Source organism: Ensifer sp. 22460, assembly GCF_052044935.1.
In the GTDB taxonomy this organism is placed as follows: Bacteria; Pseudomonadota; Alphaproteobacteria; order Rhizobiales; family Rhizobiaceae; genus Ensifer.
Genome location: NZ_JBQENZ010000006.1, coordinates 199,382 through 214,681 on the forward strand (window position 1 = coordinate 199,382; position 15,300 = coordinate 214,681).

A 15,300-nucleotide genomic window follows, 5' to 3' on the forward strand; every position below is an offset into this window, starting at 1 on the left:
CTCCTCTAGGAAAGCGCGCTGATCTTGTCGGGGCGAAAACCCGCCCAGTGTTCGGGGCCGGCGACGACGACGGGAAGCTGCATGTAACCGAGGCCCTTGACCGTTTCGAGCGCGTCCTGGTCGATGGAGATATCAATGACCTCGTAGTTGACACCCTGGCGATCGAGCGCCCGGTAGGTCGCGGTGCATTGGACGCAGGCGGGCTTGCTATAGACGGTAACGTTCATTTCTTCCTCGTTTGGTCGGCTGGATGAGAGCATGAGAAGGTGCACGGACACGCAACCGCGATCCGGCGAAATGCAGGGCTGTCATGGCTGTGGCTCGCTCGGATCTCGACGCCCGGGCATGCCTCTTCGTCAGTTGCGCGGGAAACCGCGCCTCTTGATTGGCGAGCGATAGAATTTCAATGACGCGGACATGACTTCACCCCGAAGCTTTGGAAAGGCTGCCGGGGAGATGTCGAGACGATCAGGCAGGCTCATCCTGCCGCACGCAACTCAACCCCTCCGGACACCCCGCCCGTGGACGTTTGTTGCTCGAGGCAGGTCTCCTGGCTCACGGGTCTCAGCTTCCATCCCGACCTTCCCGAGGCCTCATGCCTCAGTGGTCCAATTCCGGACAGTCGCTCGCCGTCTACAGTTGCGGGGGCAGCTACGGCATAGCCTGGCGAAAACTCGCCGACGCACCGTATTCCCGTCTTAGCTCTCAATCCCTGCGAATCGAAAGAACCTCGAACACTAGATATAGTAGTTCATCGCAAATCTGCGTCAATAGGTTCGAGGTGCCTGAAGCCGGGGAGAGAAGGTGATTTCTTTCGCCGTGTGGATAACAAGGAGTAAACGACGGGATGCGGCGAAACCTGTGGGTGGAGAGCTTCTCGGCTTCGAGCCCGGCGCTCGCTCCGTTGCCGATCACTTGCGAAGAGGCTCCGGCACGTCGCTTTTAGAAACGCCACGCCGGATCTCTCCCGAATTCGGTCCACGTGCTGGCAGGTGGCAGATCACGACAACTGCGCTGTCTCTTGCCTCTGCGCTCCGTCAATCGCAGAGCGACATGCTTACGTCTTTGTTTTCTCCGGGCTGGGCTCGAGGCGAAGCCCTTGCCATTTGCGGCGCGTCGCCGCAATCCCGCTCCGACGAGGGCGGTGACTTGCGCGGATTGCCGTCCGTCGGCCAATGCCACGGATCGGCAATATCGCCGATGTGCGCCCGGACGGTCTCGTGATCCCGCGTCAATCCGATATCCTTCAGCTGGAATTCGCTGAACGTATCGATGTCGATGGTCGGGTTGAGCGCGTTCCCGGCCCAGTTCAGGGCATGAAGGATCGTTGATCGCACTGCGCTAAGCATTGCTATCCTCTTTGTTTTTGCTGTTGTGTTCGCGAAAAAAGTGAGGATTTTTGCTGCTTCGCGCAAAGCGATTTCTCGCATGCTGGCATAAAGAATGCTTATGTCAGGGCCATGAGCAAGATTCCTCCCATGAGTGCCGTGCGCGCCTTCGAAGCGGCCGCCAGACATCTGAGCTTCACCCGCGCCGCCGACGAGCTCGGCATGACGCAGGCGGCGGTCAGCTACCAGATCCGGCTGTTGGAGGAGCGCATCGGCACGCCGCTCTTCGTTCGTCTTCCGCGCGAGGTTCGGCTGACGGCGGCCGGGCGGCAGCTGGCGCCGAAGGTGACGGAAGCGATCGACCTTCTCGGGGCGGCCTTCTCGGAGATTGCCGACAAGACCGAACACCACCTGCACATTTCCGTGCTGCCGACCGTCGTGTCGAGCTGGCTCGGCCAGCGGCTCGCCTCGTTCCAGACGGCCCATCCGAACATCAGCATCCGGGTGCACATGTCGACCGAGCTGATCGACTTCAAGCGTGACGCCATCGATCTCGTGGTGCGCAGCGGCAACGGCGACTGGCCCGGCAACGACGTGTTCCCGCTTTTCCCTATCGATTACATGCCGGTCTGCACGCCGTCTTTCATGGAGAAGCACCAGCTCAGGCATCCCTCGGACGTCCTGCGTGTACGGCGCTTCGGCAACGCCAGCTGGTGGCGGCGATGGATGATCGAAACCGGGGTGGAGCCACCGGCGAGCAACGGTACCGAACTGATCTTCGACGTCCAGGCGATGGACGTCACGACGACTTTGAACGACCATGGCATCGCGATTGCCGTTTCAACCTTCCTGATGGACGAACTGAAGAGCGGCAGGCTCATCCGGCCCTTCGACCATGTGGTAAGAGATGGTCGCGCCTATTGGCTGGTCTATCCGCAGAGCAGCAGGCGGCAGAAAAAGATCCAGGCTTTTCGCGATTGGATTATTGCCGAGGCCGACGCATCGAATGCGCTGCTGGCGACAGTCGTGGGCGATTCCAGGTCGGCATCACCTCAAGCCGGGGTCGGAGCGAGCGCGCTCATGAAACCTGAATAGGGCTTGCTGAGCGGCGACGCATAGGCCCCGCGCTTGCTGGTCATAAGTCCCTGTGACACGAGCGCTTCCGCCTGCTTGACCGCGGCCGAAACGCCGTCGATGACAGGGACGTCATAGTCCGCTTGGAGCGCCCGGGCGAGATCGGCCATGCCGGCGCAGCCGAGCACGATCGCTTCTGCGCCATCCTGATTGAGCGCCAGCTCGATCTCGCGCCGGAGTTTGGCGAGCGCGTCTGATGCCTTGTCCTCCAGTTCGAGCACCGGGATGTTGGCGGCGCGGACCCTTGCCCGGTCGCCCATGCCGTAATGCCGGACGAGATTCTCGATCAGCACCCGTGACCGTTCGAGCGTGGTGACCACGGTGAAACGTTGCGCCAGCATGGCAGCGGTCGCGACGGCGGATTCGCAGAGCCCCACCACCGGTATGCGGGCGAGCGCACGGGCCGCCTCGAGGCCGGTGTCGTCGAAGCAGGCGATGATCGCGGCATCGGCGCCTGCGGCCTCGCCGTCGCGGATTTCGGCGAGCAGGCCCGGCAGGGCGACGGCGCCGTCATAATGCCCCTCGATCGAGGCCGGTCCCGATCTGGAGGTGCGCGCGAGAATTTCCGTGGCAGGGTTGGCGACAGTCCGAGCGGCCGCGGCTGCCTTGGCCGTCATCGACGCGGTGGTGTTGGGATTGATGATCAGGATGCGCATCTAGCCTAGCTCAGCTTTGCCTGGCGGCGTCGCAAGGTCAGAATGACTGCGAGCGCGACGAGGATGATGGTGAAGGAGAAGAGGGTGGTGACCGTGCCGAGCGCATAGAGCACCGGCGTCGTCACATTCGTAGTCATGCCGTAGATCTCGAGTGGCAGAGTGTTGTAGCTGCCCGAAGTCATCAGCGTGCGGGCGAATTCGTCGTAGGAGAGCGTGAAGCCGAAGAGGCCGACGCCGATCAGGCTTGGCGCGATCATCGGCAGGAGAACGTGCTGGAAGGTCTGCCAGGACGTCGCCCCGAGATCGCGCGCCGCTTCTTCGTAGGCCGGTGAGAACCGGTTGAAGACCGCAAACATGATGAGCACGCCGAAAGGCAGTGTCCAGGTGAGATGCGCGCCGAAGCCGGAGGAGTACCAGGCGGGCTTCAGGCCGAACTGCTGGAAGACGACGCCGATGCCGAGCGAGATGATGATCGACGGCACGACGAGACTTGCGACGGTGAGATAGAAGAGCGCGGTTGCGCCGCGGAAGCGTCGGCGGAAGGCAAGGCCTGCAAGCAGGGCGACCACGACGTTGACCGCCATTACCATCAGGCCGAGCGTAAAGGAGCGCCGGAATGAGGCGCCGAAGTCCCCGACCGCCTGCCGTTCGAAAAGGTTGTAGAACCAGTGCAGCGATAGGCCGTTCAGCGGAAAGGTCAGGCCGCCGTCCGGTCCCTGGAAGGACAGGATCAGCACGGCCGACAGCGGGCCGTAGAGAAACAGCACGAACAGCGTGAAGAAGATTGCGAGCAGGTAGAATTCCTTGCCGCGTCTCTCGTGGTTCATGTCAAAGCTCCTTGCGGATGTCGACGACGCGCAGGATCGCGGCGACCATAAAGAGCACGACGATCAGAAGCACCACGGCATTGGCGGCCGCTGCCGGATATTGCAGCAGAGACATCTGGTTTTTCATCATCAGCGCGACGGAGGCGCTCTGGCCGCCGGACATGACCTGCACCGTTGAGAAATCTGCCATGACGAGCGTGACGACGAAGATCGAGCCGATCGCGATGCCCGGCTTGGCGAGCGGCAGGATGACGTTCCAGAGGATCTGGCCGCCGGAAGCGCCGCAGTCGCGCGCCGCCTCGATCAGCGAGCGATCGATCCGCATCAGCGTATTGAAGATCGGCGTGACCATGAACAGCGTGTTGAGATGCACCATGGCAAGCACCACGGCAAAGTCGGAGTAGAGCAGCCACTCGATCGGCTGTGGGATCAGGCCAAGCTCGATCAGGGTCGAATTGACAAGGCCGTTGCGGCCGAGCACCGGGATCCAGGATATCATGCGGATGATGTTCGAGGTCAGGAACGGCACGGTGCAGACGAGGAACAGCACCATCTGCATGGTTGTTGTGCGGACATGGAAGGCGAGGAAATAGGCGACCCAGAAGCCGATTAAGAGCGTCAGCGCCCAGACGAGGACGGTGAATTTCAGCGTGTTGAGATAGGTCTTCCAGGTGACCCACGAGCCGAGCGTATCGGCGTAGTTCATCGTCAGGAAGTCCGGATAGAGACCGGCGAAGTCATAGTCCCAGAAGCTGACGACGATGATGGTCAGGATCGGCAGCACGAAGAAGAAGCCGAGGATCAAAAGGAGAGGGGTTGCCTGGAGATGGGAGGCCAGCGCGCGCGGAGCGCCCCGGCGACGTGATGCCTTCTCTGTCCTGATTTCCCCTGGCTGGGACGTCGCAAGTGTCGCCATCGTCGTTCCTCTCTGGATTTCTGCGATCGGGGTCCGCCCCTCATCCGCCTGCCGGCACCTTCTCGCCGCTTGCGGGAGAAGGGAGATGCGTCGCCGTCCCGCTCATTCTTGATCGCCTATGTGCACGCTCGGCCGGCCGATGTGGCACGTCCCCTCTCCCCGCCTGCGGGGAGAAGGTTAGGGTGAGGGGGGCGCTTCCGCGCCGGCGATTACGCCGCGATGAACTCGTTCCAGCGCTTGATCATGTAACGGTCCTCGTCCATCACAGAGTTCCAGCAGGCGACCTTGCCCATGCGTTCCTCGAACGAGCCGCCGTCGCGCACCGCACCCGCTTTCTCCATGATCTTGCCCTCCGGCGAAAGGATGTCGCCTTGGGCGGGCTTGCCTTCCACCCAGAAACCCCACTCGTCCTCGGACATGAAGCCCTTGGCGGTCTCCATCGCGGCGGAGTAGTAGCCCTGACGGTTGAGGTAGGCGCCGACCCAGCCGGAGAGGTACCAGTTGATGTACTCATAAGCCGCGTCGAGCTGTGCGCCCTGGAGATGGGCGGCAAGCCCGAGGCCGCCGCCCCAGGCGCGATAACCTTCTTTCAGCGGCTGGTACTTGCAGGCGATGCCCTTGGAACGGACGGCGGCGACGGCCGGCGACCACATGGACTGGATGACGACTTCGCCCGAAGCCATCAGGTTGACGCTCTCGTCGAAGGACTTCCAGAAGGCACGGAACTGGCCGTCCTGCTTGGCCTTGATCAGGAAGTCGATCGTCTTGTCGATCTCGTCCGTGGTCATGTTGCCCTTGTCGGCATATTTGATGTTGCCGAGCGCCTCCATGATCATCGCGGCGTCCATGATGCCGATCGAAGGAATGTTGAGGATCGCGGTCTTACCCTTGAACGCCGGGTCCATGATGTCGGCCCAGGTCGAGATCTCGCGCCCGACGAGATCGGGGCGAATGCCGAGCGTGTCGGCGTTGTAGATCGTCGGGATCAGCGTCATCCAGTCGGTCGGCGACTTGGCGAAGGTCTTGGAATCTTGCGCCTCGACGAAGCCGACGGTGTGCGGTGCGGTCCCCTGGGCGACCACGCTTTCGGGTTTCAGCTTGCCGTCGATGAACAGCGGCACGATCTTGTCGAAGTACTTGATCTTTTTCACGTCCATCGGCTGCATCACGCCGGCTGGGAAGACCTTCTTGGCAATCCAGTATTCGATGTCGGCGATGTCGTAGGAATCGGGCTGGGTCACCGCACGCTGGGCGGCGGCGTCGGAATCGGTCGCCGTCATTTCCAAGGTGATGCCGAGGTCCTGTTTGCACTTCTCGGCAATCGCATTGATGTTGGAAACGCCGGTGCCGAACTGGCGAAGCGTGATCGGGTTCTGGGCCCAAATGGTAGGGAAGCCGGTAATGGCACCCGATCCGGCGATGGCGCCGACGGCGGCAGCGCCGGTCTTCAACAACGATCGGCGTGTCAGGCCGGCGCCAGGCTTTTCGGTTTTAGTTTCAGTCGTCATGTGCAGTTCCCCTTCTTGTGATGGTTGATTAGCTCATGCGGAAAGGCGGCCGAGGGGGACGACGTCCTCCAGGGTCCAGCTCAGGGACACCGCGTCACCGACCGCGACAGGCTTCCTGAAATAGTCAGCGTCGCTGACGATCAGCGTGAAGTCGTCGCTGCCGGCACCGATGGCGGTGAGCTTCACCGAGGCGCCGCGGTACTCGATGTTGGAAACCACCGCCTGGAAACCGAGGCCCTTCTCGCCCGGCGGGTCGAGCCGCACGCGATCGGTGCGGATGCCGATGTCGATGGGCCGGCCGACCTCCTGGGCGATGTCGCGCACCGCGAAGGTCTGGCCTTCGGCGGTCTCCATTTCGACGACATCGCCGCTGATCGCGCGGACTTTTCCGGAGAGAACGTTGTGGTCGCCCATGAACCGCGCGACGAAGGCAGTGGCCGGGTGCTCGAACACCGTACGAGGTGCGGCCGCCTGCTCGATCCGGCCGCTGTTCATGACGACAATAAGATCGGCGAGCGCCATCGCCTCTTCCTGGCTATGGGTGACATGCACGAAGGTGATGCCGAGCGTCTTCTGCAGCTTCTTCAATTCCGCCCGCATGCGGATCTTCAGGAACGGGTCGAGCGCCGACAGCGGTTCGTCGAGCAGCAGCGCTTCCGGCTCGGTGATGAGCGCACGGGCGAGTGCCACGCGCTGCTGCTGGCCGCCGGAAAGCTGGGCCGGGCGCCTGGAAGCATAGGCCTCCATCTGCATCAACTTCAGCATCTCGAGTGCCTTGGCGCGGCGCGCGTCGCGTTCTACGCCCTTCATCTTCAGGCTGAAGGCAACGTTGTCGACGAGGTCGAGGTGCGGGAACAACGCATAGGACTGGAACATCATCGCTGTGCTGCGCCTGGCCGGCGGAAAATCGGTGACGACGACGTTGCCGAGCCGCAGGTCGCCTGAGGAGATGCTCTCGTGGCCGGCGATCATGCGCAGCGTCGAGGTCTTGCCGCAGCCCGAAGGGCCGAGGAAGCAGCAATAACTGCCCGCGGGGATCTTCAGGCTGATCGAGTGCACGGCGGTGGTCGCACCGTACATCTTGGAAACGGATACGATATCGATCTCTGCGGCTTTCGACATGAGCGTTCTCCTTGCACCAGAGAAGAAGCATCAATCGTGCCAATTTCGTTCGCCGAGCCTAAGGCTATGTTTTCGCGCGAGAATGGCCGTTTCGGTTGCCGGCTGCAGTCGTTATCGGTTTAGGGCGACTGCTCACGAATTGAGCTTTTCGTCGTCAATATGCGCAAATTATTGTATACAATAGTATGAAATTTTGAGCACACCCACCGCAACGCTTCCATCGGGACGCGCAAGGGTGAACTTCGCGACCGGTTGGCTTTCCTGAAGGTGACGCTTTCATGGAGAAACTGAAAATCAGCTGAGAACGACTGTTACCAAACTGACATGGCAAGCCCCTAAAGACTGCGGCCAACCGCATCGGAGGGGAGAGAAATCCATCCGATGAGGCACGCCTTGAAGCCATCGTCGGAGGCCCGTTCCCATGAAGATCGTCCAGATCAGCGACACCCATCTCAGCCCCTCCAAGAGCCATTTCAACAACAATTGGGAGCCGGTTCGCGCCTGGATCGAGGAAATGGCGCCTGATCTCGTCATCCACACCGGCGACCTCACGATCGACGGCGCCGACCGTGAAGACGACATCACCTTTTCGCTGGGCCTGACCAACCGGCTCTCGATGCCGGTGCTCGTCGTTCCCGGCAATCATGACGTCGGCCATCTGCCGGGCTCGCACCAACCGGTCGACCCGGAGCGTCTTGCCCGCTGGCGCGGACTCGCCGGCCCGGACTACTGGGTCTCCGATCACGGTGATTGGCGACTGGTCGGCTTCAACAGCCTTCTTGTGGGCTTCGAGGACGAGGAAGAGGAGAAGCAATTCGCCTGGCTGGAAGAGCAGTTGCGAGACCGCGACGGGCGCAAGGTGGCGGTCTTTGCCCACAAGCCGCTCTTCGTCGATGGACCGCAGGAAGGCGACACCGGCTACTGGGGCATCCGCCCCCGCCAGCGCCGGCGTCTGTTTGATCTCTTCGCCGCGTCCGGCGTGGCGTTGCATGCAAGCGGCCATCTGCATTGGGCCTGGACGGGGGAACACGCCGGAATGTCGCTCGTCTGGGCGCCGCCGACCTCCTTCATCATCGACACCCTGGAGCGGCCGATGCCGGGCGAACGGCTGGTCGGTGCTGTCGTGCACACGTTCAGCGAAGCCGGCGTCGTGAGCGAGATCGTTGCCGTTCCGGGGCTCGTCAGCCACGTGCTCGATCCGATCGTCGAGGAGGTCTATCCGCTCGCCGCCAAGAAGAAGCTTAAGGTGGAGGCGGCGCAATGAGCGTGCTTTCGCTGCGCGGCATCACCAAATCCTATGGCGGCAACGCCATCCTGAAAGGCGTCAGCCTGGAGGCCGAAGTGGGCGAATTCATCGCGCTTGTCGGTCCTTCCGGCTGCGGCAAGAGCACGCTTCTTCGAATCGTGGCCGGGCTTGATCACGGCGATACCGGCGAGATCGTCATCGGTGGCCGCAGCGTCGTGCGCAAGGCTGCGGCCGATCGCAATGTCGCGATGGTGTTTCAGTCCTATGCCCTCTATCCGCACCTGACCGCCGGAGAAAATATCGCTGTGCCGCTCGCCATGCGGCGCCTGACGGCGGCGCAGCGTCTGCCGTTCGTTGGCAATGTCCTGCCGGGGCAGGAACAGATCCGCACCGATATCCAGCGTCAGGTCAAGGAAATGGCTCTGGCGTTGAAGATCGACCACCTGCTTGACCGCAAACCGGGCCAGATGTCGGGCGGCCAGCGCCAGCGCGTGGCGCTCGCCCGCGCCATGGTGCGGCGTCCGGCCGTCTTCCTGATGGACGAGCCGCTCTCCAATCTCGATGCCAACCTGCGCGTCCATGCCCGCGGCGAGATCGTCGATCTCCACCGCCGCGCCGGCGTGCCGACGCTCTATGTCACCCACGACCAGTCGGAAGCGCTGTCGATGGCCGATCGGGTCGCCGTCATGATCGGCGGCAATCTGCTGCAATTGGCGAACCCGAAGGAGATCTACGACAACCCCTCCCATGTCGAAGTCGCGCGCTTCCTCGGCCAGCCGAAGATCAACGTGGTGGAAACCCGCACTGATGCCGCCGGCATCGTCCGCTTCGGTGATCTGGTGCTGATGGCGAACCGGGGGCAGGCACCTGACGCGCCGGTGAAGCTTGCAGTCCGCCCGGAATTCGTTCGCTTTAGTCCGCAAGGTGCCGGCCGGCTGAGCGCGCGGGTCGAGCGGATGGAATTCCTCGGCTCGGAAGTGATCGTCCATGCCCGCCTCGATGCGATCGGCGAGGTGATGACCTCCAAGTTGGCGCCTGCCGAGGCCGCATCGCTTGCGATCGGCCAGCCTGTCGACGTCGAGATCATGCCCGAACGCGCAATGCTCTTCGATCACGAAGGTGCGCGGCTTCCGGCCGAACCGCTTGCTGTTGCGGCGACGCGGGAGAAGATTCATGGCTAGCGTCGCGACCTTCGAAACCGCACTCGCCGAGCCCGCGACGCGCGAGGCCCGCATCGCCTGGCTGCTCGCGCTTCCGGCGATCCTCCTCCTCTTTCTCTTCATCCTGCTGCCGACGCTTGCGGTGATCGTGCTCGGTTTTACCGATTTCGAGCTCGGCTACGGCAGCTTTCGTTTTGTCGGCTTCGAGAATTACGCCGAACTCTTCGGCGACCGCACCTTCCGCCGGTCGCTCTGGAACACCGCGGTCTACACGGCGATCGTCACGCCGGTCTCGATCGTTCTGGCGCTTGCGATCGCCATGCTGATCGAAGCGGAAACCAAGGGCCGGGCTTTCTTCCGCACGGTCTATTTTCTGCCGGTCGCCTCGCTGCTCGTCGCCATGGCGACCGTTTGGCAGTTCCTCTTCCATCCGACCATCGGCCCGATCAACACCTTCCTTGCCCTCTTCGGCATTGCCGGCCCCAACTGGCTCGGCGCCTCCGGCACGGTGCTCTACGGCCTCTCGATCATCGGCGTCTGGCAGTCGGTCGGCTTCAACATGGTGCTGTTCCTCGCAGGTCTCACCGCCATCCCGCGGGAGCTCTATTCAGCGGCCGAAGTCGACGGTGCGAGATCCTGGTTCGACCGCTTTCGCCTGGTGACCTGGCCGATGCTCGGACCGACGACGCTGTTTGTCACCACCATCAGTATCATCAATTCGGTGAAGGTCTTCGAGACGGTGAAGACGCTGACCGAGGGCGGGCCAAACAAGGCATCGGAAGTGCTGCTCTTCACCATCTACCAGGAGGGCTTCGTCTACCTGCGCGTCGGCTACGCCTCGGCGATGACCGTCGTCTTCCTCTTGATCCTCGTCGTCCTGATGTTCCTGCAGTACCGCGTGCTCGACCGGAAGGTGCACTACGCATGATCACGAACGCTCTTTCCGTCGCCCGTATCGTCCGCCTCGCGGTCCTGTCGCTTGGCGCGCTGCTCTTCCTCGCGCCCTACATCTTCATGGTCTCGACCGCGGGCAAGGCGCAAAGCGAGATCTTCTCCTCGTCGCTGTCGCTGATCCCGGAGCAGTGGTCCTACATCGAGAACTTCTCCAAGGCTCTGTCGCGCGTCTCGATGACGACCCTGCTTTTCAACGGCGTTGTCGTCTGCGCACTGATCTTCGTCATCCAGATCGTCGTCGCCATTCCGTGCGCCTATGCCATGGCGAAGCTGAAGTTTCGCGCGGCCCGCGCCATGATGGTGCTGGTCATGCTCGGACTGCTGGTACCGATCCATGCGACGGCGCTGCCGATCTATGTCGCTTTCGACAAGCTGTCGGTGCTGAACAGCTACGCAGCACTTGTGGCGCCGTTCTCGATCTCGGTCTTTGCGATCTTCCTGTTCCTGCAGTTCTTCCGCGCCATGCCCGACGACCTGATCCACGCAGCAAGGCTCGACGGCATGTCGGAGGCGGGCATCGTCGCACGGGTCATCGTGCCGAACGCCTGGCCAGCGATCACCGCCTTTGCGATCTTCTCGGTGGTCGCCCACTGGAACGACCTCTTCTGGCCGCTGATCGTCGTCACCAACCAGGACTACGCGACTCCGCCGCTCGGCCTTCTCTTTTTCCGCGCGGCTGAAGCCGGCGACGACTACGGCGCGCTGATGGCGGCGACCCTCATCATTACCCTTCCCCTCGTTTCTGCATTTCTGCTGGCGCAGAAGCGCTTCGTCGAGGGCATCACCATGACCGGTCTCAAAGGCTGAACGGTCCAACCTGGAGCGCACCCCATGAAACATCTGAGACAGCTTTTCACCGCGGCTGCCGCATCGCTGATGCTCGCAGCCCCTGCCTACGCCGAGACCCAGCTTACGGTCCACTATCCGATGCCCGGGTTCTTCAAGGACGTGATGGACACGATCTCGAAGAAGTTCATGGAAGAAAACCCCGACATCAAGATCACCTTCGCCAACCCGTCGGCCACCTATGAGGAAGGCATCCAGACGATCATGCGTCAGGCAGGCACGGCCGAGATGCCCGATCTGACCTTCATCGGCCTCAACCGCCTGCGCATGGTCAACGAGCGCGACATCCCCGTCGATCTCGGCCCGTTCATTGCCAAGGACGGCAATATGGCCGAGCAGGGCTTTTCAGAAAACATCCTGAAGCTCGCCCAGGTGGGCGGCAAGCAGGTGGGCCTGGCCTTCGCCACCTCCAACCCGATCATGTACTACAATGCCGATCTGGTGCGCAAAGCCGGCGGTGACCCGGACAGCCCGCCGAAGACCTGGGACGAGGTCATCGCGCTCGGGGCAAAGATCAAGGCGCTCGGCGACGGCAACGAGGGCATCGACTTCCGCTGGCAGGGCGACGACTGGATGTTCTCCGCACTGCTCTTCGGCGCCGGCGGCGACATGCTGAGTGCAGACGAGAGCAAGGTTGCCTTCAACGGGCCGGAGGGCCAGAAGGCCGTCGACGTGCTCGACCGCATGGTCAAGGAAGGAGGGCTGCCGGTTCTGACCAAGCAGGCTGGCGAGCAGGCCTTCGTTGCCGGCAAGATCGGCTTTGCGTTCCAGACGACCGGGGCGCTGCGCAACACGATCAAGAATGTTGGCGGCAAGTTCGACCTGCGCACCGCGCACATTCCGCTGATCGATCCGGTAAACGGCAAGCTGCCGACCGGCGGCAATGCCGTCGTCATCCTGACGCGCGATGCCGAAAAGCAGGAAGCGGCCTGGAAATTCGCGAAGTTCGCCGCCGGCCCCTATGGCGCCTCGGTCGTCGTTCCCGGTACCGGCTACGTGCCGAACAACGAGCTCGCCGCCAAGTCGCCGGAGTATCTCGCCAACTTCTACAAGGAAAACCCGTTGTTCCGCGCCGGTCTCGAGCAGATGCCGCTGATGCGCCCCTGGTATGCCTTCCCCGGCAGCAACGGCGTGAAGGTCACGCAGACGATCGTCGAGAACCTGTCGCGCATCGTTGAGCAGTCGACGACGCCGAAGGAAGCGCTGGACGAGGCTGCAGCCGAAGTCGAAAGCCTGCTGCCGCGTAGCTGATACTATTTCCTTGATGATTGTCGCCGCCCCGGAGGAAATTCCGCGGGCGGCGTTCCTGTGTCGCTCAGACGAGGTGGCGAACGGTCCCGCCCGCGTAGAGGCGGCAGTCGAGGTTGAGATGGCGGCAGCCGGAGGCGTTCTCGGCCATGTCGAGCAATAGCGCCGCCGCCGCAAGCCCCATGTCTCCGTCGGGCATCGCTATCGTGGTGAGTGTTGGGCTCATCAATCGCCCGAGGGCGATGCCGTCGAAGCCGGCGACCGAGACATCATCCGGTACGGAAAGGCCTTCGCGTCGGAGCGCCGCGATTACGCCGAGGGCGAGAAGGTCGTTGGAGGCGATGATCGCCGTCGGGCGGTGATGCGCGAGGACCGCCGCGAGGTCGAGGTTCTCGTAACCGTCGACGAAGGGGATCTCGACAGCCTCCATCGGCTGGACGCCTGCCTCCTGCATGGCGGCGGAATATCCGTCGTAACGCAGGCGCGCCCGGTCGGAGGAGTGGAAATGGCCGGTGACCACGACAATGCGATGATGCCCATGCGCAAGGATATGCCGGGTCAATTCGTAGCCTGCGCGGTAATTGTCGACCGTGACGGCGGCGGCGAAGCGGGCGACGGGCCGGTTGTTGAGAAGCACGGTCGGCGGCAGCGCCGCCGAAAGCGCCTCGCTGGTGCGGGCGTCGCAGAGCGTCAGGATCAGCCCGGTCGGGCGCTGCTCGAGCAGCGAGCGCACGGCGCGCGCCTCGAGTGCGGGATCATAATTCGATTGCGCGATCAGAACGCCATGGCTTGCTACCTGCATGCGGTGCTGGATGCCGGCAAGCGAGGCGGCGAAGACCGGGTTGGTGACGCTCGGCACCAGCACGCCGACGACCGGTTGGCTGCGGCTGGCGGTGCGCCCCGCGGCCGTCGCCGGCCGATAGCCGAGCTCGGCGGCGGCCCGACGCACGCGCCGTACCATCTCGTCGCTGACGGGGCCTTCGCCGTTGAGCACGCGCGAGACGGTCGCCAGCGAGCAGCCGGCATGAAAGGCGATCTGTTGCAGGGTAGCCATCGCTGCCCCCTAGCCGATCCCCGTGACAGCAGATTGAAGGCCACCCCTCGCTGTTTTTTCACATCGCGCATGAATTATTATTCATGCCATGAATTATATTGACAGACGGTGAGTCCGCGGCTTTAATCGCAATCGTCGGAAGTCGAGGAGGAGTTCCGGCGAACTCACATATTCAGCGGCCGCAAACAGGCGGTCCATCGGTTTTTGGGAGGGGCTTCGGCCCCGAGGAGGAACGCGTGCGCAAATTTTTCAGCACGACCGCTCTGGCGGTCATTGCAACGTCATTCTGGGCCGGTTCGGCAAGCGCCGAAACGACAAACCCGTTTCGCTGCCAGCCCGGCGAAAAATACGTCATGAACGTCATGGTATCCGGCGTCGAATACTGGTTCCCGGTCTATGAGATGTTCAAGCAGGCCGGCCAGCAGTTCGGCTGCGAGACCGAATATACCGGCACGCCGGAGTATGACGTCAACAAGCAGATCGCCACCTTCGACCAGGCGCTCGCCCAGAATCCGGCCGGGATACTGGTGCACCCGATGAACTCCGATCCGTTCATCGAGCCGATCAACCGGGCGATCGACCAGGGCACGGCCGTCGTCACCTTCGCCGCGGACTCGCCGCTGTCGAAGCGTGTTTCCTTCATCACCTCGGACAACAGCCGCGAAGGCACCTACGCCGCCGACGCGATCGCCGAGAAGATGGGCGGCAAGGGCGAGTACGCGGTTCTCGAAAACCCCGGCCAGGACAACCACGACAAGCGCATCACCGCCTTCGTCAATCGCATGGCCGAGAAGTGGCCTGACATGAAGCTCGTCGGCCGCGCCGCCTCGAACCAGGATCCGAACAAGGCCTATCAGGGCCTGATGAGCATCATCCAGGCCAATCCGAACCTCGGCGCAGTCTTCATGCCGGAAGCGAACTCTGCCATCGGTGCGGCCCAGGCCAGCAAGGAAAGCGGCGGCAAGGTGCTCGTCATGTGCGCCGACGTCAACGCCAACATCCTTGACATGATCAAGGCCGGCGAAGTCTTCGGCTCCATCAACCCGAACCAGGGCATGCAGGGCTATATGGGCTTCATGCTGCTGTGGATGGCCAAGCACCCGGAACTGATCGACCCGATGAACGACGCCAAGCGCGCCGGCTTCAACCCGATGAGCATCCCCTTCGTCGACAATGGTCTCTCGATCGTCACAGCCGAGAATGCCGACGACTTCTACTGGGACAAGTACCTGAAGCGTCGTGGTACCAAGGGTATCGACGAGTAAGGGCGAAAAATGGCTGCCCGGTCCGCTCCGGGCAGC

Annotated in this window: 15 protein-coding genes and 1 riboswitch; of the genes, 7 read left to right on the forward strand and 8 right to left on the reverse strand. The window is 62.7% G+C overall.

The window, feature by feature from the left end:
* Positions 1 to 5: 5 nt before the first annotated feature.
* Both nrdH and ACTJKM_RS09845 read right to left on the reverse strand, forming a co-directional pair.
* Positions 6 to 227: a glutaredoxin-like protein NrdH gene (gene nrdH / locus ACTJKM_RS09840; protein WP_057251814.1), complete on the reverse strand. Its 222-nt coding sequence runs from the start codon at positions 225 to 227 to the stop codon at positions 6 to 8.
* A gap of 296 nt (positions 228 to 523) precedes the next feature.
* A riboswitch (cobalamin riboswitch) is annotated at positions 524 to 748 on the reverse strand.
* Positions 749 to 1,037: 289 nt separating this feature from the next.
* On the reverse strand, positions 1,038 to 1,517 hold the full coding sequence (locus tag ACTJKM_RS09845; RefSeq protein ID WP_440660274.1) for a hypothetical protein: 480 nt from the start codon (positions 1,515 to 1,517) through the stop codon (positions 1,038 to 1,040).
* Between ACTJKM_RS09845 and ACTJKM_RS09850 the strand changes: the two genes are divergently transcribed.
* Positions 1,479 to 2,423: a LysR substrate-binding domain-containing protein gene (locus tag ACTJKM_RS09850; RefSeq protein ID WP_057251812.1), complete on the forward strand. Its 945-nt coding sequence runs from the start codon at positions 1,479 to 1,481 to the stop codon at positions 2,421 to 2,423. The two genes, ACTJKM_RS09845 and ACTJKM_RS09850, sit on opposite strands and share 39 nt — an antisense overlap.
* Here ACTJKM_RS09850 and ACTJKM_RS09855 read toward each other — a convergent pair.
* The 5 genes from ACTJKM_RS09855 to ACTJKM_RS09875 all read right to left on the reverse strand — a co-directional run bounded on the left by ACTJKM_RS09855 (position 2,381) and on the right by ACTJKM_RS09875 (position 7,491).
* A complete protein-coding gene (locus ACTJKM_RS09855; RefSeq protein ID WP_440660276.1) occupies positions 2,381 to 3,118 on the reverse strand; it encodes an aspartate/glutamate racemase family protein in 738 nt (245 codons plus the stop codon). The two genes, ACTJKM_RS09850 and ACTJKM_RS09855, sit on opposite strands and share 43 nt — an antisense overlap.
* Positions 3,119 to 3,123: 5 nt before the next feature.
* Complete coding sequence (locus tag ACTJKM_RS09860; protein ID WP_058322891.1) at positions 3,124 to 3,945, reverse strand: ABC transporter permease; 822 nt, start codon at positions 3,943 to 3,945, stop codon at positions 3,124 to 3,126.
* Position 3,946: 1 nt separating this feature from the next.
* Positions 3,947 to 4,861 carry an ABC transporter permease gene (locus ACTJKM_RS09865; protein WP_057251809.1) on the reverse strand — a complete coding sequence of 305 codons (915 nt, stop codon included), beginning with the start codon at positions 4,859 to 4,861 and terminating at the stop codon, positions 3,947 to 3,949.
* 209 nt (positions 4,862 to 5,070) lie between these two features.
* Complete coding sequence (locus tag ACTJKM_RS09870; RefSeq protein WP_057251808.1) at positions 5,071 to 6,369, reverse strand: ABC transporter substrate-binding protein; 1,299 nt, start codon at positions 6,367 to 6,369, stop codon at positions 5,071 to 5,073.
* A gap of 33 nt (positions 6,370 to 6,402) precedes the next feature.
* On the reverse strand, positions 6,403 to 7,491 hold the full coding sequence (locus tag ACTJKM_RS09875; RefSeq protein WP_113132486.1) for an ABC transporter ATP-binding protein: 1,089 nt from the start codon (positions 7,489 to 7,491) through the stop codon (positions 6,403 to 6,405).
* Between the two features lie 421 nt (positions 7,492 to 7,912).
* On the opposite strand from ACTJKM_RS09875, the gene ACTJKM_RS09880 reads away from it, so the two are divergent.
* The 5 genes from ACTJKM_RS09880 to ACTJKM_RS09900 are packed head-to-tail and all read left to right on the forward strand — an operon-like array spanning position 7,913 to position 12,948.
* A complete protein-coding gene (locus tag ACTJKM_RS09880; RefSeq protein ID WP_440660277.1) occupies positions 7,913 to 8,755 on the forward strand; it encodes a metallophosphoesterase family protein in 843 nt (280 codons plus the stop codon).
* Complete coding sequence (locus ACTJKM_RS09885; protein WP_058329779.1) at positions 8,752 to 9,918, forward strand: ABC transporter ATP-binding protein; 1,167 nt, start codon at positions 8,752 to 8,754, stop codon at positions 9,916 to 9,918. The genes ACTJKM_RS09880 and ACTJKM_RS09885 overlap by 4 nt, the downstream gene beginning before the upstream one ends.
* Positions 9,911 to 10,825 carry a carbohydrate ABC transporter permease gene (locus ACTJKM_RS09890; RefSeq protein ID WP_058329780.1) on the forward strand — a complete coding sequence of 305 codons (915 nt, stop codon included), beginning with the start codon at positions 9,911 to 9,913 and terminating at the stop codon, positions 10,823 to 10,825. Before ACTJKM_RS09885 ends, ACTJKM_RS09890 begins: the two co-directional genes overlap by 8 nt.
* Positions 10,822 to 11,658 (forward strand): carbohydrate ABC transporter permease, encoded by an 837-nt coding sequence (locus tag ACTJKM_RS09895; RefSeq protein WP_057251803.1) that lies wholly within the window; start codon positions 10,822 to 10,824, stop codon positions 11,656 to 11,658. Before ACTJKM_RS09890 ends, ACTJKM_RS09895 begins: the two co-directional genes overlap by 4 nt.
* A 24-nt stretch (positions 11,659 to 11,682) precedes the next feature.
* Positions 11,683 to 12,948 (forward strand): ABC transporter substrate-binding protein, encoded by a 1,266-nt coding sequence (locus ACTJKM_RS09900; protein WP_058329781.1) that lies wholly within the window; start codon positions 11,683 to 11,685, stop codon positions 12,946 to 12,948.
* Between the two features lie 64 nt (positions 12,949 to 13,012).
* On the opposite strand, the gene ACTJKM_RS09905 is transcribed toward ACTJKM_RS09900, so the two are convergent.
* A complete protein-coding gene (locus ACTJKM_RS09905; protein WP_057251801.1) occupies positions 13,013 to 13,999 on the reverse strand; it encodes a substrate-binding domain-containing protein in 987 nt (328 codons plus the stop codon).
* A 236-nt stretch (positions 14,000 to 14,235) separates the two neighbouring features.
* On the opposite strand from ACTJKM_RS09905, the gene ACTJKM_RS09910 reads away from it, so the two are divergent.
* Complete coding sequence (locus tag ACTJKM_RS09910) at positions 14,236 to 15,264, forward strand: substrate-binding domain-containing protein (protein WP_057251800.1); 1,029 nt, start codon at positions 14,236 to 14,238, stop codon at positions 15,262 to 15,264.
* Positions 15,265 to 15,300 lie beyond the last annotated feature (36 nt).

Excerpts from the sequence above, each read along its gene's own strand:
- ACTJKM_RS09855 (WP_440660276.1), bottom strand. The coding sequence starts at position 3,118 with ATGCGCATCCTGATCATCAATCCCAACACCACCGCGTCGATGACGGCC.
- ACTJKM_RS09850 (WP_057251812.1), top strand. The coding sequence starts at position 1,479 with ATGAGTGCCGTGCGCGCCTTCGAAGCGGCCGCCAGACATCTGAGCTTC.
- ACTJKM_RS09880 (WP_440660277.1), top strand. The coding sequence starts at position 7,913 with ATGAAGATCGTCCAGATCAGCGACACCCATCTCAGCCCCTCCAAGAGC.
- ACTJKM_RS09905 (WP_057251801.1), bottom strand. The coding sequence starts at position 13,999 with ATGGCTACCCTGCAACAGATCGCCTTTCATGCCGGCTGCTCGCTGGCG.
- ACTJKM_RS09875 (WP_113132486.1), bottom strand. The coding sequence starts at position 7,491 with ATGTCGAAAGCCGCAGAGATCGATATCGTATCCGTTTCCAAGATGTAC.
- ACTJKM_RS09890 (WP_058329780.1), top strand. The coding sequence starts at position 9,911 with ATGGCTAGCGTCGCGACCTTCGAAACCGCACTCGCCGAGCCCGCGACG.
- ACTJKM_RS09860 (WP_058322891.1), bottom strand. The coding sequence starts at position 3,945 with ATGAACCACGAGAGACGCGGCAAGGAATTCTACCTGCTCGCAATCTTC.
- ACTJKM_RS09845 (WP_440660274.1), bottom strand. The coding sequence starts at position 1,517 with ATGTCTGGCGGCCGCTTCGAAGGCGCGCACGGCACTCATGGGAGGAAT.
- ACTJKM_RS09865 (WP_057251809.1), bottom strand. The coding sequence starts at position 4,861 with ATGGCGACACTTGCGACGTCCCAGCCAGGGGAAATCAGGACAGAGAAG.
- ACTJKM_RS09885 (WP_058329779.1), top strand. The coding sequence starts at position 8,752 with ATGAGCGTGCTTTCGCTGCGCGGCATCACCAAATCCTATGGCGGCAAC.
- ACTJKM_RS09870 (WP_057251808.1), bottom strand. The coding sequence starts at position 6,369 with ATGACGACTGAAACTAAAACCGAAAAGCCTGGCGCCGGCCTGACACGC.
- nrdH (WP_057251814.1), bottom strand. The coding sequence starts at position 227 with ATGAACGTTACCGTCTATAGCAAGCCCGCCTGCGTCCAATGCACCGCG.
- ACTJKM_RS09895 (WP_057251803.1), top strand. The coding sequence starts at position 10,822 with ATGATCACGAACGCTCTTTCCGTCGCCCGTATCGTCCGCCTCGCGGTC.
- ACTJKM_RS09900 (WP_058329781.1), top strand. The coding sequence starts at position 11,683 with ATGAAACATCTGAGACAGCTTTTCACCGCGGCTGCCGCATCGCTGATG.